Annotated in this window: 24 protein-coding genes and 1 tRNA gene; 14 read left to right on the top strand and 11 right to left on the bottom strand. The window is 68.6% G+C overall.

Annotated elements, in window-relative coordinates; translation table 11 throughout:
• The first annotated feature begins 66 nt into the window (after positions 1-66).
• Positions 67-137: transfer RNA gene (locus QM774_RS02625), tRNA-Gly, on the top strand.
• A gap of 277 nt (positions 138-414) precedes the next feature.
• Entirely contained in the window at positions 415-1,119 is a 705-nt protein-coding gene (locus QM774_RS02620; RefSeq protein WP_414974401.1) for a L,D-transpeptidase, read from the top strand.
• Positions 1,120-1,199: 80 nt separating this feature from the next.
• Here the strand turns inward: QM774_RS02620 and QM774_RS02615 are convergent, their stop codons facing one another.
• The 3 genes from QM774_RS02615 to QM774_RS02605 form a co-directional block, all read right to left on the bottom strand.
• Positions 1,200-2,129 (bottom strand): PE-PPE domain-containing protein, encoded by a 930-nt coding sequence (locus QM774_RS02615; protein ID WP_414974400.1) that lies wholly within the window; start codon positions 2,127-2,129, stop codon positions 1,200-1,202.
• A 118-nt stretch (positions 2,130-2,247) separates the two neighbouring features.
• Complete coding sequence (locus tag QM774_RS02610; protein WP_414974399.1) at positions 2,248-3,063, bottom strand: Fpg/Nei family DNA glycosylase; 816 nt, start codon at positions 3,061-3,063, stop codon at positions 2,248-2,250.
• A gap of 3 nt (positions 3,064-3,066) precedes the next feature.
• Positions 3,067-3,537: a ribose-5-phosphate isomerase gene (locus QM774_RS02605; RefSeq protein WP_414974398.1), complete on the bottom strand. Its 471-nt coding sequence runs from the start codon at positions 3,535-3,537 to the stop codon at positions 3,067-3,069.
• A 23-nt stretch (positions 3,538-3,560) separates the two neighbouring features.
• On the opposite strand from QM774_RS02605, the gene QM774_RS02600 reads away from it, so the two are divergent.
• Positions 3,561-4,574, top strand: a complete 1,014-nt coding sequence (locus QM774_RS02600) for a M48 family metallopeptidase (protein ID WP_414974397.1) — start codon at positions 3,561-3,563, stop codon at positions 4,572-4,574.
• Here the strand turns inward: QM774_RS02600 and QM774_RS02595 are convergent.
• On the bottom strand, positions 4,571-5,173 hold the full coding sequence (locus QM774_RS02595; RefSeq protein WP_414974396.1) for a DsbA family protein: 603 nt from the start codon (positions 5,171-5,173) through the stop codon (positions 4,571-4,573). The genes QM774_RS02600 and QM774_RS02595 overlap by 4 nt on opposite strands.
• Before the next feature lie 82 nt (positions 5,174-5,255).
• Between QM774_RS02595 and QM774_RS02590 the strand changes: the two genes are divergently transcribed.
• Together QM774_RS02590 and pepN are read left to right on the top strand one after the other, a co-directional pair.
• The gene (locus QM774_RS02590; RefSeq protein ID WP_414974395.1) at positions 5,256-5,723 is read left to right on the top strand and encodes a hypothetical protein; all 468 of its coding nucleotides are present in this window, start codon (positions 5,256-5,258) and stop codon (positions 5,721-5,723) included.
• Between the two features lie 27 nt (positions 5,724-5,750).
• Positions 5,751-8,330: an aminopeptidase N gene (gene pepN / locus QM774_RS02585; protein WP_414974394.1), complete on the top strand. Its 2,580-nt coding sequence runs from the start codon at positions 5,751-5,753 to the stop codon at positions 8,328-8,330.
• A gap of 4 nt (positions 8,331-8,334) precedes the next feature.
• Here the strand turns inward: pepN and QM774_RS02580 are convergent, their stop codons facing one another.
• Both QM774_RS02580 and QM774_RS02575 read right to left on the bottom strand, forming a co-directional pair.
• Complete coding sequence (locus QM774_RS02580) at positions 8,335-8,832, bottom strand: DUF5130 family protein (protein WP_414974393.1); 498 nt, start codon at positions 8,830-8,832, stop codon at positions 8,335-8,337.
• Entirely contained in the window at positions 8,819-9,067 is a 249-nt protein-coding gene (locus QM774_RS02575; RefSeq protein ID WP_414976568.1) for a hypothetical protein, read from the bottom strand. The genes QM774_RS02580 and QM774_RS02575 overlap by 14 nt, the downstream gene beginning before the upstream one ends.
• Positions 9,068-9,239: 172 nt before the next feature.
• On the opposite strand from QM774_RS02575, the gene QM774_RS02570 reads away from it, so the two are divergent.
• Together QM774_RS02570 and QM774_RS02565 are read left to right on the top strand one after the other, a co-directional pair.
• Positions 9,240-9,623, top strand: a complete 384-nt coding sequence (locus QM774_RS02570) for a globin (RefSeq protein ID WP_414974392.1) — start codon at positions 9,240-9,242, stop codon at positions 9,621-9,623.
• Positions 9,620-11,278, top strand: a complete 1,659-nt coding sequence (locus tag QM774_RS02565; protein ID WP_414974391.1) for a glycoside hydrolase family 13 protein — start codon at positions 9,620-9,622, stop codon at positions 11,276-11,278. The genes QM774_RS02570 and QM774_RS02565 overlap by 4 nt, the downstream gene beginning before the upstream one ends.
• 19 nt (positions 11,279-11,297) lie before the next feature.
• On the opposite strand, the gene QM774_RS02560 is transcribed toward QM774_RS02565, so the two are convergent.
• Genes QM774_RS02560 through QM774_RS02540 form a run of 5 tightly spaced genes read right to left on the bottom strand, consistent with a single transcriptional unit; the run spans position 11,298 to position 18,143 of the window.
• Positions 11,298-11,987 carry a hypothetical protein gene (locus QM774_RS02560; RefSeq protein WP_414974390.1) on the bottom strand — a complete coding sequence of 230 codons (690 nt, stop codon included), beginning with the start codon at positions 11,985-11,987 and terminating at the stop codon, positions 11,298-11,300.
• Positions 11,984-12,487, bottom strand: coding sequence for an acyl-CoA thioesterase (locus tag QM774_RS02555; RefSeq protein ID WP_414974389.1), 504 nt, complete (start codon positions 12,485-12,487; stop codon positions 11,984-11,986). Before QM774_RS02555 ends, QM774_RS02560 begins: the two co-directional genes overlap by 4 nt.
• Complete coding sequence (locus QM774_RS02550; protein WP_414974388.1) at positions 12,484-17,070, bottom strand: NAD-glutamate dehydrogenase domain-containing protein; 4,587 nt, start codon at positions 17,068-17,070, stop codon at positions 12,484-12,486. Before QM774_RS02550 ends, QM774_RS02555 begins: the two co-directional genes overlap by 4 nt.
• A gap of 21 nt (positions 17,071-17,091) precedes the next feature.
• Entirely contained in the window at positions 17,092-17,532 is a 441-nt protein-coding gene (locus tag QM774_RS02545; protein ID WP_414974387.1) for a DUF6114 domain-containing protein, read from the bottom strand.
• Entirely contained in the window at positions 17,529-18,143 is a 615-nt protein-coding gene (locus QM774_RS02540) for a DUF6230 family protein (protein WP_414974386.1), read from the bottom strand. Before QM774_RS02540 ends, QM774_RS02545 begins: the two co-directional genes overlap by 4 nt.
• 137 nt (positions 18,144-18,280) lie before the next feature.
• On the opposite strand from QM774_RS02540, the gene QM774_RS02535 reads away from it, so the two are divergent.
• From QM774_RS02535 to QM774_RS02505, 7 genes are all read left to right on the top strand, one after another.
• Entirely contained in the window at positions 18,281-18,976 is a 696-nt protein-coding gene (locus tag QM774_RS02535; RefSeq protein WP_414974385.1) for a GntR family transcriptional regulator, read from the top strand.
• A 91-nt stretch (positions 18,977-19,067) separates the two neighbouring features.
• Positions 19,068-19,826, top strand: a complete 759-nt coding sequence (locus tag QM774_RS02530) for an ABC transporter ATP-binding protein (RefSeq protein WP_414974384.1) — start codon at positions 19,068-19,070, stop codon at positions 19,824-19,826.
• Positions 19,827-19,828: 2 nt separating this feature from the next.
• Positions 19,829-20,728: an ABC transporter permease gene (locus QM774_RS02525; protein WP_414976567.1), complete on the top strand. Its 900-nt coding sequence runs from the start codon at positions 19,829-19,831 to the stop codon at positions 20,726-20,728.
• A gap of 40 nt (positions 20,729-20,768) precedes the next feature.
• The gene (locus QM774_RS02520) at positions 20,769-21,827 is read left to right on the top strand and encodes an isopenicillin N synthase family dioxygenase (RefSeq protein WP_414974383.1); all 1,059 of its coding nucleotides are present in this window, start codon (positions 20,769-20,771) and stop codon (positions 21,825-21,827) included.
• Complete coding sequence (locus QM774_RS02515) at positions 21,824-22,561, top strand: alpha/beta fold hydrolase (RefSeq protein WP_414974382.1); 738 nt, start codon at positions 21,824-21,826, stop codon at positions 22,559-22,561. The genes QM774_RS02520 and QM774_RS02515 overlap by 4 nt, the downstream gene beginning before the upstream one ends.
• Positions 22,554-23,909 carry an 8-oxoguanine deaminase gene (locus QM774_RS02510; RefSeq protein WP_414974381.1) on the top strand — a complete coding sequence of 452 codons (1,356 nt, stop codon included), beginning with the start codon at positions 22,554-22,556 and terminating at the stop codon, positions 23,907-23,909. Before QM774_RS02515 ends, QM774_RS02510 begins: the two co-directional genes overlap by 8 nt.
• A 17-nt stretch (positions 23,910-23,926) precedes the next feature.
• The gene (locus QM774_RS02505; protein WP_414974380.1) at positions 23,927-25,099 is read left to right on the top strand and encodes a nitrate ABC transporter substrate-binding protein; all 1,173 of its coding nucleotides are present in this window, start codon (positions 23,927-23,929) and stop codon (positions 25,097-25,099) included.
• Positions 25,100-25,109: the final 10 nt, after the last annotated feature.

Raw genomic sequence — 25,109 nt, 5'->3', positions numbered from 1 at the left:
TGAGGTGGCGGGCACACCTGCCGTAGAGTCGTCCCCGCACGAGAAGAGAAGCCTCTTCGAACGCACGCGGGTGTAGCTCAATGGTAGAGCCCCAGTCTTCCAAACTGGCCACGCGGGTTCGATTCCCGTCACCCGCTCGCGGAGCGCATGAGCCGCGATGTCCCGTTCGGGAGCATCGCGGCTCATGTCGTCTTCTCAGTGATCTAGTTCATAACTCCATGTCACCTGCGGTCGGCCCCGAACGAATCGAGCGCTCACCTGCCCGTTTCCGGCGAAACGGTGAGCGCGGATCGCACCGGTACACCGCGACGCGACGCGCGAACCGCTTGGTGAATGGGCAACGGTTATGTAACGATGAGTTCCATGCGTCTCGGGGGACGCAGTCCATGACCACGAACGAAGGTTTTGACCACAGTGTTTTCAGCCAAGTCTTCGAGCCGACGTAAGAGCTTGACCGTCAAGGCAGTCGCTGTCGCCGCAGGCGCAGCGTCCCTGGCCGTGGCGGCTCCGGCAGTCGCCGACGCGAGCCCGGCCGCCAAGGTCACCGTGTTCCCCGGCGGACCCACCCTCGACGTTCCGGCCGTTCCCGAGCTCCCGAACATCGAGATCCCGGGCGTGCCGAAGCCGACCACTCCCAAGAAGTCGAAGCCGAAGGCCACCAAGGAGGCCCCGGCTGTTCCGGCCGCTCCCAACGTGAGCACCCGCACCGGCTACATCGGCCTGGCGCTGGACTCGACCCACACCCTGTACTGGTACAAGGACGGTCAGTTCATCAAGTCGATGCCGACCTCGATGGGCAGCAACGAGCACCCGACTCCGAACGGTGTCTTCCACACCATGGAGAAGTACCGCGACATGTACATGGACAGCTCCACGTACGGTGTCCCGGTCGACTCCCCGGAGGGCTACCGCACCTACGTCGAGTACGCCACCCGCCTGACCAACGACGGCATCTTCATCCATGCCGCTCCCTGGTCGGTCGCTCAGCAGGGCGTCACCAACGTCAGCCACGGCTGCCTGAACGTCAGCACCGAGAACGGCAAGTGGGTGTACGACAACATCGGTCGCGGCACACCGGTCGTGATCCGCGGCACCGTCGGCGGCCACGCCTCGAGCTAGGCTCCGACGCAAGACCCAGAGTGGCCCCTCCCGTTCGCGGGAGGGGCCACTCTTCGCATCGGGGCCGTCGTGCGAGGGGGTCAGGCGGCGCCCGGAAGATGGGCCGGCGGATGCGCCGGTGGATGCGGCAACGCGGTGAACGGCTCGTCGTGCAGCCCGAGGGTGGCCTGCACCTGCAGCCAGTGCGCGAGGTCTTCGCAGCCGGTCACGTCCGGATCGGTGAGCGGCGCATGCCCGTACGGTTCGCTGGCGTACGAGACGTGACGCCCGCCGAGCGGGTTCCGGATCATGCCGAGTCCGCGGGGCAGCCAGCCGCCCGCCTCGCGGGCGGCGGTCAGCAGACGGTGCACGTCGCGCCGCCACTGCTGCGGCGCGATCCGGGTCGACGTCGCGTTCTGCGTGGCCGCACCGAACGCGCGGGCCGCCGCATCGGACAGCCATTCGGGGAGATGGCGCGCCGACAGGGTGCCGGTCAGGTCGGCGAGGTCCCGGATCAGCGAGTCGGGGCTCGCGTTGCAGATGACGTCGTCGGGGGTTCCCACCCAGTAGGCGGGGACGTCTTCCGGGATCGCCGGTCCGGGTCCGGCCACTCCCCAGCCGTCGCAGCCCGGGACCACACCGGGCGGCTGGTGGGGATCGGCCACGAAGCCGACGGCCGCGATCCGCGAGCGCAGTCGTTCCGCGGACGGGTGCGACAGCAGGGTGCGGATGACCACGGCACCCTGCGAATAGCCGATCAGCATGACGGGGTGCTCACCGGAACCGGAGGCGGCGTCGATGGCGGCGGACAGGTTCGCGACACCGCGAGCCACCGACAGGCGGTAGCAGTCGGCGTCCCGGCCGCTGACGGGACCGTAGGAGGCCGGATAGGGCACCCAGCGGGCCGTGAACCGGTCGTCGAGGGCGTCGGTGACCGAGGAGAGCATGCCGCTCACCGTCGTGCGGGTGTCGTCGGGGTACGACTCCCCCGTTCCGCCGACGGCGAGAACGGTGATCTCTCGCGTGTTCATGTGTCCTACAGTGCCGACGGCTCCTGGGATCAGCCTGAGTCGCGCACTGAGGGATTTCTGAGAATCGCGGCTTCTGCCAGTGGGTCCTTCTGAGGATCGGACCCTTCGGGCGCCCGGGTCAGTGCTGACAGGCCGGGCACCAGAACAGGTTGCGGCCTTCCAGTTCACGCCCGGCGATCGGCCCGCCGCAACGCCGGCACGCCTCACCCGTCCGCCGGTACACGTAGGTGCGCGGCCGGTCGGCGGCGTAGGCGGGGGCACCGTGGTCGTCCTCGGGCCGCACGACGTGGATCGTGCCGCGGCGCACCCCGATCGGCATCAGCTCGACGAGGTCGTTCCACATCGCGTCGTATTCGTCGCGGGTGATGGTGGTGCCCGGCCGCAGCGGGTCGATGCCGTTACGGAACAGGACTTCGGCCCGGTAGATGTTGCCGACGCCGGCGATCACCTTCTGGTCCATCAGCAGAGACCCGACCGGGCGGCGGGACCGGTGGAGCCGTTCCCAGCCGGCGGCCGGGTCCGCGTCACCGCGCAGTGGATCGGGCCCCAGCCGCGCCACCAGGTCGTTCAGACCCTCCGGCGTGATCAGTTCGCACGTGTTCGGGCCCCGCAGGTCGGTGCCGTCGGCGTCGCCGACGATCCGCAGCCGTACCTGTCCGGTGGGCGGATCCATCGGTACCGGCGATTCGGTGAAGAACCCGTAGATGCCCAGGTGGATGTGGACCATCCGGCGGGGATCACGCCGCGGATCGCCGTCGTCGTAGAAGTGGACGAGGTGCTTGCCCCACGCCTCGGCGCGGCGGAACACGAGTCCGTCGAGGAGGGCCGCTTCGTCGCTGAATCGTCCCTGCGGGCTGCTGACGCGCACCCGCTGCCGGCCGAACAGCCGTGACTGCCGCCGCGCGAGACGGTGCAGTGCATGCCCTTCGGGCACGGCTCAGGACTCGGGGAGCTCGATCTTGCCGGTGTCCTCGTACTCGCTGAGGAGGTCGATCCGGCGCTGGTGACGCGGCTCCTCCGACCACGGGGTGGTGACGAAGGCGTCGACGATGGCCAGCGCCTCCTCCGTGGTGTGCATACGCCCACCGATCCCGAGCAGCTGCGCGTTGTTGTGCTGACGGGCGAGCTGCGCGGTCTCCACGCTCCAGCCCAGGGCGCAGCGGGCGCCCTTCACCTTGTTCGCGGCGATCTGCTCGCCGTTGCCGCTGCCGCCGAGCACGAAACCGAGGCTGCCCGGGTCGGCGACCACACGCTGCGCGGCCTCGATGCAGAACGGCGGGTAGTCGTCCTGCGCGTCGTAGGTGTGCGCACCGCAATCGATCACTTCGTGACCGGCGGCACGCAGATGTTCCGCGATCTCATTCTTGCGTTCGAATCCGGCATGGTCGGCACCCAGGTAAATCCGCATGACGGTCACTATAGATTGGAGGGGTGGACAGCCACGCGCCCATCCCCTCAGTTCCCGGCATCGACGACCCCGCGGTCCCGACGCCTCCCTCCGACGACCCCGGCCCCGGTGCCGTCTGGTTGCCGCCGGCACGTTTCGCCGGACCGCCGCAACGTCATCCGTGGGAGATCCCGATGCTGGTGATCGTCGCCCTCATCAGCGTCCTCGCCTACCTCGCCTGCGTGGTGTTCGTGGTGCTCGGCGACATCAGCGACTACGCCCTCCTGGCGTTGCTGCTGCCGTTGATCGTGTTCGCCTCCCGCGGACTCATGTACGCCTCGCAGCGCGTCAACGGCGTGCAGATGTCGCCCACCCAGTTCCCGGAGGGCTACCGGATCCTGGTCGAGACAGCGGCGCGCTACGGCCTCGAGTACATCCCGGACGCCTACGTGGTGACCGGCAACGGCCAGATCAACGCGTTCGCGTCCGGGCACGGCTTCCGCCGCTTCATCGTCGTGTACTCGGACCTGTTCGAGATCGGCGGCAAGGCCCGCAGCCCGGAAGCACTCAAGTTCATCATCGGCCACGAGGTGGGCCACATCGCCGCCGGACACGTGTCCTACTGGCGGCAGCTGGTGACGAGCACGGCCATGTCGATCCCGATCCTCGGATCCACGCTGTCGCGCGCCCAGGAGTACACCGCCGACAACCACGGCTACTACTCGTGCCCGGCCGGTGCGCCGCCCGCGATGGGGGTCCTGGCCGCCGGCAAGTACATGCTCGGGGCCGTCAACTTCGACGAGTTCGCCGACCGCGCGACGCATGAACGCGGCTTCTTCGTCACCGTCGTCAACGCCCTGGCCTCGCATCCGGTGCTGACCTGGCGGGCCGCCGCCCTGCGGGACCGCACCCGGGCCGGCGCCATGCTGCTGCGCCCGAAGCAGGTGACCCGCGGCACCGGCAGCGGCAACGCCGTGGTGATCCCGACTCCCCCGCCGCCCACCAGTGTGCCGCCGGGAAGCCTGCCGAACGGGCTCGGCGAGCCGCCGTCGTTCTAGTCGAACTGCGGATCCTCGTCGCGGGAGCGCTTGAGTTCGAAGAAGTGCGGGTAGCCGGCGAGGGCCACCACGCCGTCCCACACGGTGCCGGCGTCGTCGCCGCGCGGAATCCGGGACAGGACCGGGCCGAAGAACGCGACGTCGTTGACGTGGATGGTCGGGGTGCCGACGTCGTCGCCCACCTTGTCCATGCCCTCGTGATGGCTGGTCCGGATCGCCTCATCGAATTCGGTCGACGTCGCCGCAGCGGCGAGATCGGGTTCGAGCCCGGCCTTCTCCAGCGCGGTCGCGATCATCGAGGGCAGGTCCTCGTTGCCGTTGTCGTGCAGTTCGGTGCCCATCGCCGTGTACAGGCCGGCGAGCACCTGGTCGCCGTGGCGTGCCTGGGCGGCCGCCAGCACACGCACCGGTTGCATGGCGTCCTTCAGATGTTCTCGGTAGGCGTCCGGGATGTCTTTGCCCTCGTTGAGGACGGCCAGACTCATGATGTGGAAGTTCACGTCGATCGGACGGACCTTCTCGGCTTCCAGGATCCAGCGCGAGGTGATCCAGCACCACGGGCACAGCGGGTCGAACCAGAAATCAACACGATCAGCCATGCCCTCCATTCAACCACCGTTCGCGGGGCGACGATCTACCCTGGAATCAGGTCGGACAGACGTTTTAAAGGGAGGAAACGTCATGAAACGCCACACCACTCTCGCCGCGGTCGGTGCCGTCGCCGCCGCGACCGCCGTCACCGCGTCGATGCTCGCCGCGCCGAACGCGTCGGCGGGTCCCATCACGCAGATCCCGGCGGTCGGGTTCCAGGTCAGCGGCCTGGTGATTCCCGGTGCCGCCGTCGTCAACGTGTTCGCCACCCCGCTCGGGAAGGGCAAGACACGATTCTCCGCGCCGCTCGACCCCGGCACCTGCGCGTCGTCGGCCGGTGGCGCCCTGGTTCACATCGACTACGTCAACACCGGTTCGGGCCGGCGCGGCGGCGTCACCGTGAACCCGTGCCCCAACATCCGGGTCGGCTCCGCGACGGCGACCGCCACGACCGGCGCCGGTCAGGTGGTGACCACCTCCTTCATCCAGGGCAGCGGCTACAAGCCGAACGCGGGTCAGCCGTCGCTGCCGGGTGTGGGCACCTTCACGGCGCGCTGACGCTGCCACGTCACTACAGTCGTCGGTGTGACTGCACCGAATCTGACGCGTGCCGCCGCCATCGAGCGCGCCGCACTGCTTGACGTCCGCAACTACCGCATCGACCTCGACCTCACCACCGGTGGGGACACGTTCCGGTCGACGACGACGGTGACGTTCACCGCGACGCCCGGCGCGAGCACGTTCATCGAACTGGTGGCGCCGACTCTCGTCTCGGCGACCCTGAACGGGACCGAGCTGGACGTCAGCGGCTTCGACGAGTCGACGGGTCTGACGCTGCCCGGGTTGGCGGCGCAGAACGAGTTGACCGTGGTCGCCGACTGCGCGTACTCGAACACGGGTGAGGGACTGCACCGGTTCGTCGACCCGGCGGACGGCAACGTCTACCTGTACAGCCAGTTCGAGACCGCCGACGCCAAGCGCATGTTCGCGTGCTTCGACCAGCCGGACCTCAAGGCCACCTATTCGGTGACGGTGACCGCCCCCGAGGACTGGAAGGTCGTGTCGAACGGCGCGCCCACCGGGACGAGCGCCGGACCGAACGGGTCGGTGGTGCACGAGTTCGCGACGACCGAACCGATGAGCACCTATCTGGTGGCGCTGATCGCCGGAGCGTACGCCACCTGGTCCGACGAGTACACCGACGAGCACGGCACCATCCCGTTGGGCCTGTACTGCCGCGCCTCGCTGGCCGAGTTCATGGATGCCGACCGCCTGTTCACCGAGACCAAGCAGGGCTTCGGCTTCTACCACCGCACGTTCGGCGTCCCGTACGCGTTCGGCAAGTACGACCAGCTGTTCGTGCCCGAGTTCAATGCCGGAGCGATGGAGAACGCGGGCGCCGTCACGTTCCTCGAGGACTACGTCTTCCGGTCCCGGGTGACCCGCTACCTCTACGAACGGCGCGCGGAGACGGTGCTGCACGAGATGGCGCACATGTGGTTCGGCGATCTGGTCACCATGCGCTGGTGGGACGATCTGTGGCTCAACGAGTCGTTCGCGACGTTCGCGTCGGTGCTCGCGCAGGTGGAGGCCACCGAGTACACGAATGCGTGGACGACCTTCGCGAACGTGGAGAAGTCGTGGGCGTACCGGCAGGATCAGCTGCCGTCGACCCACCCGGTGGCGGCGGACATCCCCGACATCGCCGCGGTGGAGGTCAACTTCGACGGCATCACGTATGCGAAGGGCGCCTCCGTCCTCAAGCAGCTGGTGGCCTACGTCGGCCTGGATCCGTTCCTGACGGGTCTGCGCGAGTACTTCACCGAGCACCGCTTCGGCAACGCCACGTTCGCCGACCTGGTGGGTGCGCTGGAGAAGGCGTCCGGCCGCGACTTGAGCGGTTGGGGCGACCAGTGGCTCAAGACGACCGGCATCAACGTGATGCGGCCGGACTTCACCGTCGGCGACGACGGCGCCTTCACCTCGTTCACCGTGGTGCAGGAGGGTGCCGAGCCGGGTGCCGGCGAGACCCGCGTGCATCGGATGAAGATCGGTGTCTACGACGATCAGTGCGGCAAGCTGGTGCGCGCCCACAGCGTCGAGATCGATGTGGAGGGCGAACGCACCGAGGTGCCCGAGCTGGTCGGTGTCGATCGCGGCGCGCTGGTGCTGCTCAACGACGACGATCTGACGTACGCGTCGATCCGGCTGGATCCGGAGTCGCTCGCCACCGCCACCACCCGGATCGCGGACATCACCGATTCGATGCCGCGCACCCTGGTGTGGTCGGCCGCATGGGAGATGACCCGGCAGGGCGAGATGCGTGCCCGCGACTTCGTCGCGCTGGTCTCGGCCGGGATCGGTGCCGAGACCGAGGTCGGTGTGGTGCAGCGGGTGCTGCTGCAGGCCACGACCGCCTTGGAGAGCTACGCCGACCCGGAGTGGGCGGACCGGACCGGCTGGCCGCAGTTCTCGGCGCGTCTGCTGGACCTGGCGCGTGGTGCGCAGGCCGGTTCCGATCATCAGCTGGCATTCCTGAACGCCCTGCTGGGCGGGGTGATCACCACCGACCAGCACGCGATCTTCCAGTCACTGCTCAGCGGTGACGATCCGGCGAGCGCCGGACTGCCGGGACTGACGGTGGACACCGAGTTCCGCTGGCGTCTGGTGAAGGCGCTGGCGTCCGCCGGCGCGATCGATTCGGAGGACGCCGCCTCGACCCCGGTGATCGACGCCGAGGCCGAACGCGACAACACCGCGGCCGGCGCGCGGCACGCCGTCGCCGCCCGCGGGGCCCGCCCGCTGGCCGCCGCCAAGGAGCAGGCGTGGACCGCGGCCTTCGATGACGACTCGATCGCCAACGTGACGGTCCGGTCGATGGTCGAGGGCATCGTCCGGCCGGGCCAGGGAGCGCTGCTCGCGCCGTACACCCAGCGCTACTTCGATCAGGTGGGCGAGCTGTGGGCCCGCCGGTCCAGCGAGGTCGCGCAGACCGTGGTGATCGGTCTGTACCCCGGCTGGGAGATCAGCGAGGCCGGCCTGGCCGCCGCCGACGCATTCCTCGCCGGCGGGGACGTTCCGCCGGCGCTCGCCCGGCTGATCTCCGAGGGCCGGGACGGCGTCGCACGGTCGCTGCGCAACCGGACGGCCGACGCACAGGAATGATAATTCAGGGGCGGGCGACCGCGGTGGCCATCACGCGCAGGGCGGAGACCAGGCCGTCGACTAGCTGATTCTGCTTGAAGGAGCTCAGTGCGGCCGAGACGCCCAGTTCGGCGATGCGGTCGTTGACGCGGCCGGCGACCTGCGAACCGGACACCACAGCGATGTCCTTGCTGTTCGGCGACACGGCGATCAGCGCGGCGTGGGCGGGCTCGGGGGCCGCGGCCAGCACGTCGCGGGCGCCGGCGACGGCGTCCTTGCCGAGGTCACCGATGTACACCGAGAAACGCACGTCGGCCAGGTTGCTGGCGTCACGGAGCGCATCGTCGAGGGCGATCAGGTCCTCGCGGCTGAACGGAGGCGTGTCGAAACCCTCGCCGGGGAACAGTGCGCTCGAGATGCGGCCGCTGGCGGTGACGGCCGAGCCGAGAGGCAGACCGGAGGCACCGTCGACGCCGGTCAGGCCGCGGACGCCGGTGCTCTGCGAGATCTCACCATGTGCCATGTGCGGCACCTCCTTCGGTGTCGCTCGGCTCGAAGTGGCGAGCCAGAGCCATCGGTTCGATGTCGGTGGCGCTGAACAGCACCGGAGCGCGGTCCCACTGCTGGTCGAGGGTGTACTCGTCGTTCTTCGGACGCTTCACGCCCGACGAGAAGAACATCGACAGCACGCAACCCAGGACCGTGAGGACACACAGGACCGTTACGACAATGCCGACGGGGACAATCAAGCTCTCCACGTCTCGCCCTTTCCGCGCGCGGCTCACCGGTCTGCGAGCCGTCGTTACGCGTTCTAATCTAACCCACTGATCGGCCCGGTGTGCACGCAGGTCCGACAGCGCGTCGTACTTCGATGGACGGTGTCCGGTCGGCGCCGCTCGGCAACCGGCGATCCAATGGGATACTGCGATCATGAGCACGTTCTACGAGCAGGTCGGCGGCGAATCGACGTTCCGCGCGATCACTGAACGCTTCTACGCCGAGGTCGCCGAGGACGACCTTCTGCGGCCGATGTATCCGGAGGAGGATCTGGGTCCGGCCGAGCGGCGGCTGCGCCTCTTCCTGGAGCAGTACTGGGGCGGCCCGCACACCTATTCCGACGAGCGCGGACATCCGCGTCTGCGCATGCGTCACATCCCGTACAAGATCGGTCCGCTCGAGCGTGACGCCTGGCTCCGGTGCATGGACATCGCGGTCGCCTCGGTCCCGTCCAGCGTTCTGGACGACGAGCATCGGGCACAGCTGAATCAGTACCTGCACGCCGCCGCGAACTCTTTGATGAACAGTCCGGTGTGACAGAATCTCCCCTCGTGAGGGGAGAAGACGTGAACGAGTGGTGGCGGGACGCCGTCGTCTACCAGATCTATCCGCGATCGTTCTCGGACGAGAACGGCGACGGGGTGGGCGATCTGGCCGGCGTCATCGACAAGCTGGGCTATCTGGAGTTGCTGGGGGTCGATGCGATCTGGCTGTCGCCGATCATGCGCTCCCCGATGGCCGATCACGGCTACGACGTCTCCGATCCGCGTGACATCGACTCGCTGTTCGGCGATCTCGCGACGTTCGACGAATTGATCGAGGAGGCGCACGCCCGCGACCTCCGGGTCACCATGGATCTGGTGCCCAACCACACCAGCAACCAGCACGCCTGGTTCTCGGCGGCGCTGGCGGCGGGACCGGGCAGCCCCGAGCGGGATCGATACATCTTCCGTCCGGGCCTGGGCGAGGACGGCAAGCTGCCCCCGAACAACTGGACCAGCGTGTTCGGCGGTTCCGCCTGGTCGCAAATCCGGGAGGCCGACGGCTCGCCCGGCGAGTGGTATCTGCATCTCTTCGCCCCCGAGCAGCCGGACCTCAACTGGGACAACCCCGAGGTGATGGCCGATCTGGAGACGACACTGCGGTTCTGGCTGGACCGCGGGGTGGACGGCTTCCGCATCGACGTCTCGCACGGCATGGCGAAGGCCCCCGGGCTGCCCGACATGACCACGCCGGCGGTGATCCTCAAACACGAGGACGACGATCCGCGGTTCAACAACGAAGGCGTGCACGAGATCCATCGCCGGATCCGCGCCGTGATGGACGAATATCCGGGCACCGCGAACGTCGGCGAGGTCTGGGTGAACGCGAACGAGGAGTTCGCCAAATACGTCCGCCCGGACGAACTGCATTCGGGCTTCAACTTCCGGTTGGCCAGTGTCGACTTCGATCCGTCGGCGATCCGGGAGGCGATCGACGAGTCGATCGCCGCGGTCAAGACCGTGAACGCCACCCCGACCTGGACGCTGTCGAACCACGACGTGGAACGCGAGGTGACCCGCTACATGCCGGCCGCCGCCCCGGACGGCGTCACCGATCCGGACGAGGTGGCCCGCTTCCGTCTCGGCGTCGGCATGGCGCGGGCCCGGGCGATGGCGCTCGTGGAGCTGGCCTTGCCGGGCACCGTCTTCATCTACAACGGCGCCGAGCTCGGTCTCCCGAACGTCGACCTGCCGGATGAGGTGCTGCAGGACCCGGTGTGGCGTCGTTCCGGTCGCACGCAGCGCGGCCGCGACGGGTGCCGAGTGCCGATCCCGTGGGAGGGCGACGAGCCGCCGTACGGGTTCAGCACCAACCCGAAGACCTGGCTTCCCATGCCGAACGGCTGGGCGGGACTGTCGGTGGAGGCCCAGCTCGAGGACCTCTACTCGACGCTGTCGCTGTACCGGCAGGCCATCGAACTGCGGCAGACGCGTCCCGAGTTCGCCGGCGACGTCGCCTGGTACGACGACGCCCCCGACGGCTGCATCGCGTTCCGTCGCACCGGCGGGCCCGAGGGCGCCGGCCTGATCTGCGCGCTCAACACCAACGACACCCCGGTGCCGTTCCCGCCCGGGCAGATCCTGCTGGTGAGTCTGCCGCTGGTGGACGGCATGCTGGCGCCGAACTCGGCCGCCTGGCTGATCGGCTGACCCCGAACCGCCACGCCCCCTAGGACACGAACACGGTCAGGGCCGCACCGCGCTGATAGACCGAGCCGTAGCGGGCGTCGATCCGGATCCAGGAGGCGTTACGGCGCACCCGGACCGGTTCGGCCGGGTCGATCGCGTCGATCGATGAGTCCTCGGTGATCTCGTGGCCGTGCGCGTCGCGCACGAAGCCCATGGCGGTCAGGGCGAACACGGCGCGCATGCTGATCGCGGCACTGTCCGTTCCGTCATCGGTCGACACCTCCAGCACGTTCTGGTCGAGCAGCGAGTGGGCCGGACCGAGCGCTCCGGAGTCGTCGCGCGCCACCTGCGCTCCCTTACGGCTCAGGGCGATCACCTCGCGGGCCGGAACGTCGTCGAGATGGGTGAAGCCGCTCGAACCGGGCAGTGCCCCCTGCCAGGCCGCCGGCAGCGCGAAGCCGACATCCACCGGTTCGTCGCCCGCCGCCAGTGACGCCTGGGTGGTCGCGACGTCGCACACGACGTCCGTCGGTTCGCACGAACCGAAGACCGATCGGGTGGCGAGCACGTCGAATCCGGTCCGCACCCACAGCCCGATGCTGCCGTCGGGACGCTGTTTGACCCGGATGACGCCGGAGTCGTCGACGCGGGAGGCGCGTGCCAGGAAGGCACCGGCGTCCGCCCGGTCGTCGGCGGTGGCGAGTGCCAGTCCCCGGACCTCGACGGTCACTCCCGCACGCGCTTCGGACCGTCGACCCGGAGGAACGACTCCAGGTACTCCTTCTCCTCCGGCGGCATGCGGCGCGGCCGTTGCGTGTCGATGTCGAAGGACACGAGCTGGGTGCTGGCCACCACGGCCGGCTTGGAGTCCGGGTCGGCACCACTGGGGCGCACCTCGTAGCCGACGGTGAAGTCGCAGGCCCGAACCCGCTCGGTGAACATGGTGACCTGGATCGGCGACTCGTCGTGCCGCACCTGACCCTGGTACTTCACGTGAAGGTCCGCCACCAGGCAGCCCTCCCGCATGCCCGCCGTGGGCTTGTCGTCGTAGAACAGCCAGGGGATGCGCGCCTCTTCGAGGAGCGTGACCATGCGGGCGTGGTTGACGTGCTGGAAGACGTCCATGTCCGACCAGCGGACCGGTACCTCGACAACGTAGCCGCGGTCGGTGCGATGACCGCCGCCGGAGAAGAGTCGGCGATCCGCGTCGGAGTTCGTCACATCGGTCATAGGACAACCCTACGCAACGCTCCGACCGCCACCGTCAGTGCGGCGAGGTCCGGTTCACCGTCACCGGCCACCTCGTCGAGGAGCTCTTCGGCCCGTTTGAGGGCCACCCCGCGTGAGGACACCCAGTCGGCGATCATCTCGACGGCGGTCTCCCCCGGCATCGACGCCTGCAGGATCGCGAGGGTCAGTGCCCGGGTCAGATCGTAGAGGTCGCCGCGGAGCAGGGTGCGGGCCTGCCGCGGCCAGTGACCGGCGGTGTCGAGGTCGTCGACGGCGGTGAGCAGCTCGTCGATGCGGAAGTGTTCGAGGACCGCGAACGTCAGGTCGCCGACCTGCAGCGGGTCGCGCTCGGTGATCTCGGCGATGTCGACGATGTCCAGCAGCGGCACCTCGTGGGGCACGCGGGCGAGCGTCTGTGCGAGGTCGGTGGGGACGCCCCGGGCGCGGAGACCGTCGGCGGTGGCCGCCATCTGTCCGGCGACCCTCGGCCGCGCCCAGCTGTCGATGGAGTCGCCGAGTTCGCGGGCCGTCCGGTAGCGGCGGACCTCGGCGGCCACCGCCAGCGGCTGGGGCCGGTTGTGCAGGAACCAGGCCGACGCCCCGGCGTAGAGACCCCGCACCGTGATCGTCATGGCGTCGACGGTCGCCACCGGCACGGAGGTGTCGCGGATCCTCTCGATCAGCGCCGACAGTCCGAAAGCGCCGTCGGCGGCCATGGTGGCGCGCACCGCGTCCTCGGTGCCGGCGGAGGCCGATTCGGTGGTGCGGAACAGGTGTGTGGTGCCGGCGTCGTCGACGATCCGGTTGACCAGCACGGTGGCGACGATCTCCGGCCGCAGACGCAGCGCGGTCATGCCGTCGGCGAACCGGTCGCGCAGCGGCTGCGGAAAGTAGTCGACGACCATCGGGTCGAAGTATTCGTTGGCGAGCAGTCCGGTGGCGAGCAGGTCGCTCTTGGTGAGGAGTTTGACGTGCGCCATCACCGTGGCCAGTTCGGGACTGGTGAGGCCGCGGCCGGTGGAGTCGGCGCGATCACGCAGCTCGTCGGCGGTCGGCAGGGCGTCGAGCGCGAGCTCCACACCGCGGTCGGCGAGCCGGGTCAGCAGACGGCCGTGAAGGTCGACGTCGTGGTCGGCGCGGGCCCGCGCCGCGCCCAGCTCGGCGTTCTGTGCGATGTTGTCGGCGAGCACCAGCTCCGCGACCTCGTCGGTCATCGACTCGAGCAGGGCGGTGCGGTCCCCGGCGTCGAGCGCGCCGGCCGAGATCTGCGCGTCGAGGAGGATCTTGATGTTCACCTCGTGGTCCGAACAGTCCACACCGGCCGAGTTGTCCATGGCATTGGTGTTGATCCGGATACCGGCCAGGTCGGCTTCGACCCGTCCGAGCGCGGTGACCCCGAGGTTGCCGCCCTCCCCGACCACCCGGACCCGCAGGTCCCGGCCGTCGACGCGGACGGCGTCGTTCGCCTTGTCGCCGACCTGCTGATCCGATTCGGTCGACGCTTTGACGTAGGTGCCGATACCGCCGTTGAAGAGCAGATCGACCGGGGCGCGCAGGATCGCGCGGATCAGGTCCGGCGGCGAGAGTTCCACGACGTCGGCGGGCATGCCGAGGCAGGCCCGCATCTCCGGTGAGACGGGAATCGACTTCACCTCCCGCGACCACACGCCACCGCAGTCGCTGATCAAGTCGCGGCGGTAGTCCGCCCAGGACGACCGTGGAAGGGCGAACAGCCGTGCCCGCTCGTCGAACGACGACGACGCGTCGGGGTCCGGGTCGACGAACACGTGCCGGTGGTCGAAGGCGGCGACCAGCCGGGTGCATGGCGAAAGCAGCATGCCGTTGCCGAAGACGTCGCCGCTCATGTCGCCGATTCCGACGACCGTGAACTCGTCGCGCTGGATGTCGGTGCCCAGCTCGGCGAAGTGCCGCTTGACGGCCTCCCAGGCGCCCCGCGCCGTGATGCCCATCGCCTTGTGGTCGTAGCCGATCGATCCGCCCGAGGCGAAGGCGTCGCCGAGCCAGAATCCGTAGTGTGCGGCCACCCCGTTGGCGATGTCGGAGAAGCTAGCGGTGCCCTTGTCGGCGGCCATCACCAGGTAGGGATCGTCGCCGTCGCGGCGGACCACCGCCGCCGGGGGCACCACGTCGCCGGTGTCCGGGTGCAGGTCGTCGGTGAGGGCGATGAGGGCCGCCACGAACGCCCGGTAACAGGCGACGCCCTCCTCACGCTGGGCCGCCTGGCGTGCCGCGGCGTCCCCGGTGGCGACCGGCGGGCGGCGCACCACGAATCCGCCCTTGGCGCCGGCCGGCACGATGACCGCGTTCTTGACGGCTTGCGCCTTGGCGAGACCGAGGATCTCGGTGCGGAAGTCCTCGCGGCGGTCCGACCAGCGGCAGCCTCCGCGGGCGACCGCCCCGAAGCGCAGGTGCACGCCTTCGACGCGGGGCGAGTGCACGAAGATCTCGAAGAGCGGGCGCGGCTCCGGGGCGACGGTCAGCCGGTCGGTGGCGATCTTCACGGCGAGCACCGGCGAAAACTCGCCGTCGAGGGCCCGGCAGGCGGGGTCGTCGGCGCGGTAGTAGTTGGTTCGCAGGGTCGCCTCGACCGCCGCGGCGAGGGCGGAGAGGACGCGGTCGGCGTCCAGGCTCAGAACACCGGACAGCGCCTCGCTCAGGTGATCGGTCGCCGCGGCCGTCAGGCGGGGGCGGGCGGTGTCGTCGAGAGCCGGGTCGAACGAGGTGGTGAACACGCGGATCAGTGCCCGTGTCACGTCAGCATGTTCGCCGAGCACCTCGGCGGCGTGGGTGACGCTGCCGATCGCCTCGCACTGGCCGAGATAGCGGACGTAGGTCCGCAGCATCGCGACCTCGCGGGCGGTGGCGCCGGCGCCGAGGATGAGCCTGTTGAGATCGTCGACGTCGACCTCCGCCAGCCACATGCGGCGCAGACCGTCGGCCAGACGACCGGTGAGGTCGTCGCCGTCGGCCACCTCGACGCCGGGTGCGGGCCGGACGGCGAACTCGTAGATCCGGACGCCCACCCCGTCGGCGCGGTCGACGCGGAACGGGCGCTCGTCGAGCACCGTCAGCCCGAGACTGCCCAGCATCGGGAGGACGTCGGTGAGCGCGGCGTCGCGACCGGCCAGGTAGAGGGTGAGCGTCCACGGCTCGCCTTCGGCGACGGTGATGTGCAGACCGTCGGCGGCCAGTCCCGCGACGATCGGCAGGTCGCGAGCCGCCCCCGCCGGATCGCGTTCCTCCCGGTAGCGGTCGGAGACGGCGGGCAGGAGACCGGCGACGGACGAATCGGTGGCGGTCAGATCGCGGACGTCGTCGTCCCAGGACCGGACCGCGTCGATCACCGAAGCCTGCAGACCGGTATGCAGATCCGACCCGAACTCGAAGCCGGCGGGATCGGGAGTGCGCCGCAGCCGGACGGTCACCTGCAGCTGTGCCAGCGGCGCCTCGGTGATCCGGGTGGCGAACTGCGGGTCGGCGCCGTCGAGCGCCGTCGTGACCGAGTCGATCACCCGGTTACGGACGGTGCTGTCGTAGCGGTCGCGCGGAACGAACGCCATCACGCTGGCGGTGTGCCCGTCGGCGCACAACCGCAGGAAGAGCCGGACCGTGTGCTCGACGTTGGCGGCCAGCAGCTCGCTGACCCGGCGGGTGAGCGACGAGACCGGGGAGGCGAACAGTCCAACCAGCGGATAGGTCTGCAGGATGTCGATGGCGGCGAGACCGTTGAAGGAGTCGGCGGACACCCCGAGTGCCTTGAGCACACCGGCCACCTTGGTCCGCACGAGTGGAATCTCCTGCACCGACTGATAGGTGCCGGTGGGGGTCAGGGTGCCCACGAACTGGTGCTCGACCGATCCGTCCGCGAAGCGCAGAACCAGCGGATACCGGGTCCGCAGGACGTCGGTCTCCAGGTAGGCCCGGTCGATCACCGGGCGGCCCGGTGCGGCAACGGGCTGCAACCGGACGGTGTCGTCGCCGGACCAGACGCCCAGTCCCGGTCCGCCGTCGCTGGTCGCGTATCCGACGAGGTGGAAGTTCGCGGCTTCGGCGAACCATTCGATGAGCGCGTCGTATTCGGCGTCGTCGCCGCCGGCCGAACCGGCTCGCGCCCGCAGGGCGTCGCGCATGGCGTCGCCGTCGGCGGTCACCGCGTCGAGGGTGGCGACGGCCCGCCGGACGTCGGTGGCCAACCCTGCCGGGTCACAGGACGCGGAGGCGAAGGTGTGCACGCAGATCCACGACTCGTCGACCGCATCGTCGCCACCGAATCCGGTCAGCCGGCCGCGGCCGTCGCGCACGGCCCGCATGATCGGGTGGTTGATGCCTTCGACGGTGAGTCCGGCGTCGGCGATGACGGCGAGCACCGATTCGACGAGCAGCGGAACGTTCGCCGCGACGACGAAGACCTCGATGGTGCCGTCCGGTCGCCGATCCACGCCGACGCGGGTGCCGCTCGGTTCGCGGTCCTTCCCGACCGCCAGGTGCCGGGACAGCTGATCGCGATCACCCCCGTCACGGGTGTACGGGACAAGGGCTTCGTCGAGCAGCTTCCGGGTCATCGGCGCCTCCTGTCTCGGAGGCTAGTCCGGCACCACCGGAGAAGTCTCGGATCGGCCGGAGTGTCTCGAGGATTCGTCGTCACGTCCGATAGGCGCCGTGTCGGGCAGCGGACGCCACGCCAGCACCAGTGCGGCACCGAGGATGCCGAACACCGTGCCGACCAGGTAGCCGCCGAAGTTGGAGGCGGGGAACGCGACCAGAGCCACGACCATCGCACCGAGTCCGGCCGCCACCCGCGTGTGCAGCCAGAGCAGGGCTGCGACGCCGCACAGCGCCATGAGGACGCACAGCACGACGGTGGAGACGCCGGAGATGGTGGACACGGTGAGCACCAGGTCGCCGATCCGGGCGCCGTTGATCGCCGGGAGGGCCAGGAAGAGCGCTGAGATCAGCAGGCAGACGGCACCGGCGAAGGGCCGGCGGTGCGCCCATTCCCGGAATCGGTGCAGGCGCCTGGTCACGGCCGCGGTCCGCAGTGGTCGGTGTCGCGCTTCAACCGGACCTTGACGTCCTTGACGGTCACCGAACCGATACGGATGGCTTTGACGATGGTGCCCACGTCGACGGCGACCGCGGTGTCGGCGGAGATCGATGTGGCGAGCGTGCTGGAGGCCGGATCCTTGGAGGCCGTATCAGTGCCCACGACCACCTTGTTGAGCGTCGGTGTCGCGTCCACCAGGTCGACGTCCACCATCAGGTCGCTGGCGGTGGTGCCGTCACCCGGACCCTCGGCCACCAACACGAAGGTGCCGACTCCCGGAAGGTTGGGCGCCGGCATCGCCAGACACAGATCCTTCAGCTTCAGCGAACCGATCTTCGCGACCACCGTCGGCACCTTCCCGTCCTTGACGGTGTCCAGAGTGCGCGGATAGACCTCGATGTCGGAGATGTCGACGCGGGAGGCGGAGACGTAGAAGTCCTCGCCGGAGACCGCGAATCGCAGCGGAACGTCGCCGCGGACCATGCCGAAGCCCATCAGACCCGTGATGCCGAAACCGACCGCAAGCGCTGCGATCAGCACCCGCGGTCGGGTCTGCCGGAAGCGTTTCGGCTTCCCGTGTCGTCCGGTCACCGCGAGGATATTACCTGTTCAGGACATTCCGCGATATTCCGTCACGAGCGGGCACGGAACTTCGTATAGCGTCTCCTCTTGTCGCGGCCCGCCGACGCCACGGGCCGACGAACTACGCCGGATGGATGAGGTGCCCGATGTCGCAAGGACCCGCGGCCCACTTCGTCCGCCAGCTGCAACCCATCAGCGGTCACGGGCAGCAGGACATCACCGCGGAACTTCGCCGTGCGATCCTCAGCGGCCGGGTCCGCCCGGGCTCGCTGGTCGCCATTCACGCGGTCGCCGAATTCTTCGGGGTCAGTCCCATCCCGGTCCGCGAGGCTCTCAAGACGCTCGTCGGAGAAGGACTCGTCGAACATCGCGGCCGAGCGGGATATCACGTCACGCGATTCGGGTTCTCGGAGCTGGAGGAGCTGTACATCGCCTGTCAGGCACTCGAGCTGGCCGCCATTCCCCGAGCCCTCGCCCTGGCCGGACCCGACGACGACCTCCGGTTGCGGAGCGCGTTCCGGCGATCACAATCGGCCATCCGCGCCGATGAGGCGATCGAACTGCAGGCGGCGACGAAGGACTTCCACTTCGCCCTCGTCGCGCCGGCCCGGATGACGATGGTCGACGAGTTGCTCGAACGCGTCTGGAACCTGACCGAGCCCGGTCAGCCGATGCAACACAATGACCGCGAGCGCCGGACAATGCTTCAGAAGGAGCACGCCGACCAGCTCGACGCCTTCCTGACTCGGGATGCGGAACTGCTGCATCGGCTGACGATCGAGCACTACGACACACTCTTCGAGACGATCGCAGGGCTGCCGATGTTCGACAAACCCGAGTAACCGGGGCAGATTACGGTCCGGTTTCCGGGGCGGCGCGAAGTATATTCGCGGGCTCACGACCCCGAAACATTGCGCTTCTACGGTCACTGGCATGGATGTGACCAGGACAGCGCCCCGCACGAAAGCCGTGCGGTTCAGCGGAGTCGGCAAACAGTACGCCACGGGCGCGCCGGTGCTCGATGACATCGATCTCGACGTCGCACCCGGTGAGTTCGTGACCGTCGTCGGCCCGTCGGGCTGCGGGAAGTCGACGCTCCTCCGGCTCGCGGCGGGACTGACCGCTCCGTCGACCGGTGAGATCGAGGTGCCGTCCGAAGCGCCGGGCATGGTCTTTCAGGACGCCAGCCTGCTGCCCTGGCGGAGTGTGCTCGCCAATGTCGAACTGACCGGCGAGATCGACCGGCAGGCACGCGACGACCGGCGTCGGCAGGCGACCGAGGCTCTCACCACGGTCGGTCTCGCCGAATTCTCGGACCGGCTGCCCGCGCGGCTGTCCGGCGGGCAACGCATGCGCGTCTCCATCGCCCGGGCTCTCGTCGGAGATCCCGGCTTCCTGCTCTTCGACGAGCCGTTCGGTGCACTCGACGAGATCACACGCGAGACCCTGCAGGACGAACTCGCGCGCATCGTCGCCGATACGAACGTCGCCGCACTGTTCATCACGCATTCGGTGCCCGAAGCGGTCTACCTGGGCAACCGGGTGGTGGTGATGAGCGCCCATCCGGGCCGGATCGTCGCCGACGTCACTGTGGATGCTCCGACCCCGCGCGAACACGACTTCAGGTTCACCGCGCACTACGCCGACGTCTGCGGACAGGTCAGCAACGCGCTGGCGGAAGGACACCGATGACCATGACGATCACCGAGAAGACCTCCCCGACGCCGTCCGCCACCGCGGCAGCGTCACCGGCACGCGACGGCGTCCGCAGATACACGCCGTCCCCGACGCCGACCCGCCGCGGTTCGGCGTGGACCGCCGTCGTCGCGAAGGCTCCGTACGCCGTGTCCGCGATCCTCGGCATCGGGGCCTGGGAGATCGCCAGTCTGATCGTCGGTTCACGCTCGTTCCTCCTGCCGTCGCCGTGGAAGGTGCTGACCACCTCGTTCCTCGACTGGTCACACCTTCATCCGATGCTGGCGGCCCTCTGGCTGACCACGCGCATCGCGCTCGGCGGGCTGGCCATCGCGGCACTGCTCGGCGTGGTGGTCGCGATGATCATGAGCCTGTCCCCGATCAGCGAGAAGATCATCTACCCGTACGCGATCATCCTGCAGACGATCCCGGTGCTCGCCCTGGTTCCACTCATCGGACTGTGGTTCGGGTTCGGCGCCGCCAGCCGGCTGACGGTCGTCGTCCTGTTCTCGATCTTTCCGATCATCTCCAACACCCTGTTCGGATTGAAGACCGTGGAGCCGGGTGCGCGGGACTTCTTCCGGATCCGCGGCGCCTCCCGATGGCAACAGCTCACCACGCTGACGCTGCCCTCGGCACTCCCCTCCCTGTTCGTCGGCCTGCGGACCGCCAGCGGCCTCGCCGTCGTGGGAGCGATCGTCGGCGACATGTTCTTCGCGCAGGGAACACCCGGTATCGGAACCCTGGTCAACCTGTACACGGCGCGGCTCCAGTCCGCCGACCTGTACGCCGCGATCATCTTGTCCTCGCTCCTCGGAATCGCCGTCTTCGGGGCCTTCGGATTCCTCGCACACCGCGCCGTCGGTCCCTGGCACACCGCACATCAGGACATCGAGTGATCCGCCCGCCGCACGTCCGAGCCGTCGAATCGAGCTGCCGATGAGTACTCCGTTCACCATCCCCACCGTCGACATCAGTGCGCTCACCGGTGCTGGAACCGACGCACAGCGCCGGACCTGCGCCGACCTGTTGGACGCGGCCTGCCGGACCGTCGGCTTCATCCAGGTGGTCGGTCACGGCATCCCCGACGAGGTGATCGCCGGACTGACCGGCGCGATGGACGACTTCTTCGGCCGTCCGCTCACCGAGAAGAAGCGCAGCCGCCGCGACGTCGACGACAACCGCGGCTATTCGCCGCCACGGAGCGAGTCCCTCAGCCTCTCCCTCGGGGTGGAGTCCGCGGGCCTGATGAACGACTTCTTCGAAGCCTTCAACGTCGGGGAGCACTACTCCGCGCAGGTCCGCGCCAAGTACCCGCCGAACACCTACCCCGAGAATCTATGGCCCGAGATTCCCGGGTGGAGGGAGCGGGTCGAGACGTACTACGACGAAGCCCGTCGAGTGGCCCAGGCGCTCTGCATGGGCTTCGAGCTCGCGCTCGGTCTGCCCACCGGCTTCTTCCGGGACCGGACACGTGAGCCGATGAGCATGCTGCGAATGAACAACTATGCGTTGCCACCGGGATCGGTCCGGTTGGACGGCGACCTCCGTGGCATGGGAGAGCACACCGACTTCGACATCCTGACCGTGCTGTGGGCCGATCGTGTTCCGGGCCTGCAGGTTCTCGACGGTGAGGGACGGTGGCACGACGTCATGCCCGATGACGGCGCACTGCTGGTCAATCTCGGGGACACGCTGTCGCGCTGGACCAACGAGACGTGGCTGTCCACCCTGCACCGGGTGGCACCACCGGTCGTCGACGGCACGATCGTGCGTCGGCGTTCGGCCGCATTCTTCTTCGAAGGCCGCTACGACGCCGTCATCGAGGCGCTTCCCCAGTGCCTCGCCGAGGGTGAGTCGCCGAAATATCCACCCATCACGATCGGCGAGCACATCGCCCACAAGCTCGCCGGCTCACGCAGCGGGCAGAAGAACACGGTGGTGGGCGGCGAGAAGGATCGGCTTCTCGCGTCATTCGGACGATCGGGCACCCGATGAGGATCATTCTCGTTCACGGTGCCTGGGCCGGGCCCTGGGTGTGGGACGGCATGCGCGCCGAATGGGGCGATCGAACCGGCATCTCCGCCCCCGATCTGAGAACCGACCCGGCGACCGACGACACCGATCTGGTCGCACGGATCGTCGCCGAGATCGATTCGGCGAGCCGGCCCGCACTGCTCGTCGCCCATTCGGGTGGCGCGGCGCTGGCGCTGAGTGCGGCCGAACAGCGCACCGGCACCGTGCGCGGCCTGGTCTCCATCGCCGGCATCACGCCGACACCGGGATGCGATTTCGGCGACCTGCTGGCCGAGCTCGATCTCGACCTGTCGGTCGGCATCGGGTCCTATCTCGACCGGACACCGGACGGCTACGTGGTGCCACCGGAGGCCGCTGCCGCGGTGTTCTTCCACGACGCCGAGCCGGCCGATGCAGTGCGTTCCGCACGACGCATGGTGCCTCAGTCCGCCGGCGCACTGAGTCACCGGGCGCGATGGACACCGGGCGGCGCGGGACGGCTGCCCCACCTGTACATCGAAGCGACCCTCGACCGCACCGTTCCGTTGAACGTTCAACGCCATCTGCACCGGAGCGCCGGAATCGACGAGGTGGCGACCGTCTGCGGCGGCCACGCGCTCCCTCTGGTCCATCCACGCCGGCTGGTGCAGCTCATCACCCGCTTCGACAGCGCGATCACCCCGACCGATACCAACAGAAAGGCCGCACATGCATGACATCGTCGTCACCGGATTCTCGGCGGCATACATCGACCACGACACCGAGTTGCCCTCCGGCGGCTGGCTCGCGGTCACCGACGGCCGGGTCGCGGCCCTCGGTGGACCGGCCGACCCTCGCCCACCGGCGAAGCAGGTGATCGACGCGCAGGGCCAGGTCCTGACACCGGGTCTCGTCAACACCCACCACCACATCTTTCAGAACCTGACGCGCAGCTTCGGGCCCGCCGTCAACAGTTCACTGTTCGAGTGGCTGACGACGCTGTATCCGATCTGGTCCCGGCTCGACGACGAGGCCGTCCATTGGTCGAGCTGGGTCGGTACCGCCGAACTGCTGCTCGGCGGCTGCACCACCACGTCCGACCACTTCTACGTGCACCCCCGTGAAGGACTGATGGACGCGCAGATCGAGGCGGTGCGCCGCACCGGTATCCGCTTCTATGCCAATCGCGGCTCGATGAGCAAGTCACGCAAAGACGGATTCCTGCCGCCCGACGAAGCCGTCCAGAGCAGCGAGACCATCCTCGCCGACAGCGAGCGGGTGATCGAGAAGTTCCACGACCCGAAGCCGGGCGCCATGGTGCGGGTCGCGCTCGCGCCCTGCTCGCCGTTCACCGTCGACGAGGAGTTGATGGTCGAGACGGCCGGGATGGCCGAACGCTACGACGTCCGTCTCCACACGCATCTCGCCGAGGACGGCGACGAAGCGGCCTTCTGCCAGGAGACGTTCGGCAGGAGCCCGGTCGAGCATTTCGAACACGTCGGCTGGGCCTCGCCCCGCACCTGGGTGGCGCACTTCGCCTACCCCTCCGCGGACGAGGCCGAACGACTCGCGCACGCCGGGGTCTCGGCGACTCACTGCCCCAGTTCGAACATGCTGATCTGCGGGGCCACCGCCGACACCAGGAATCTTCGCAGTATCGGGATGCCCGTCGGTATCGGCGTCGACGGATCCGCTTCCACCGATCACGCCTCGATGTGGCTCGAGACCCGCAATGCCCTTCTCCTGGCCCGGTTGAAACGCGGACCGCAGGCGATGACGGCGCGCGACGCCCTCGACATGGCGACCCGCGGTTCGGCGGCCAATCTCGGTTGGAGCGACGAGATCGGTCACCTCAACGTCGGCGCGCTCGCCGACCTCGTGATCTGGCAGATGTCACCGTTCTCGCTGGCCGGCAGCGGATCGGACCCGATCGAGGCGCTCCTGCGCTGTGGGCCCGCCACCGCCTGGCTCACCATGGTCGCCGGCCAGGTTCTGGTGGCCGACGGCAGACTGCTCAATCCCGACGCACCGACCGCTCTGACCGAGCACGCACGCATCTCGCGTCGCCTCCAAGCCCTGGTATGAAACCGAAAGGAAATCCTATGAAGATCTCGATGACCGGCCGGGTGGCCGCGCTGGGGGTCACCGCAGCGCTGACACTCGCCGCATGCGGCAGCACCGATTCGGGGCCGGCGAGCACCGTGAAGCTCAATGCCTCGACGAATCCGGCCACTCAACTCGCGGGTGTCTGTCCGTCGACGGTGGTGGTCCAGCTCGATTGGGAACCGGAGGCCGACTACGCAGGCATCTTCGGCATGCTCGGCCCGGACTACACCGTCGACACCAACGGGAAACGGGTCACCGGCACCCTCGTCGATTCGGACGGCAAGGACACCGGGGTCAAGCTCGAGATCCGCTCGGGCGGCGCCGCCATCGGCTTCCAGAGCGTGTCGTCCCAGATGTACACCGACAAGAGCATTCTGCTCGGCACGATCTCCACCGACCAGGCGATCACCGCCGCCGCGGCAGGCCAGTCGGTGGAACAGGTGTCCGCTATTCAGCGCTGGAGCCCCTACATCCTCTTCTGGGATCCGAAGACGTATCCGAACGTCAAGACGATCGCCGACCTGGGCAAGTCACCGGCGACGGTGGTGGTCGCCAAGACGACGGCCTACCAGGACTGGCTCGTCGGTACCGGGCTCATCCCCAAGGAGCATCTGGACACCAGCTATGACGGATCGCCGACCCGCTTCGTCGCCGATCCGAAGGTCGCGGTGGAAGGCTATGCGACCAACTCGCCGTATGAACTGGAACACGAGACGCCGGCCTGGAACAAGCCGGTGGCCTACCAGCTTCTCAAGGATGCCGGCTACGAGATGTACCCGTCGGCGCTGGCCGTCCGGAGCGAGGACGTGAAGGGCAAGGCCGACTGTCTGTCGAAGCTGATCCCGATCCATCAGCAGGCGCTCAAGTCGTACATGGCCGACCCGTCGCACGTCACCGACACCGTCGTCGACCTGGTGCAGCGCTACCAGACGTCGTGGACCTACTCGAAGGCGCTCGCCGAGTACGCCTACACGCAGTTCCGCGAGCACGATCTGATCTCGAACGACACCGACGGAGCGGTCGGCAGTTTCGATCCGCAGCGGCAGAAGCGGAACTTCGACAGCTTCAGCACCGTGATCACGAAGTCCGGCGGCACCATCCCGGCCGGGGTGACCGCCGACTCGATCTCCACCAATCAGTTCATCGATCCGAAGGTCTCGCTGCCCTGACCCTTTCGGT

It is taken from the genome of Gordonia sp. (in: high G+C Gram-positive bacteria), from assembly GCF_047600565.1.
Lineage (GTDB): Bacteria > Actinomycetota > Actinomycetes > Mycobacteriales > Mycobacteriaceae > Gordonia.
This window is presented reverse-complemented; position numbering and strand designations above follow the sequence as displayed.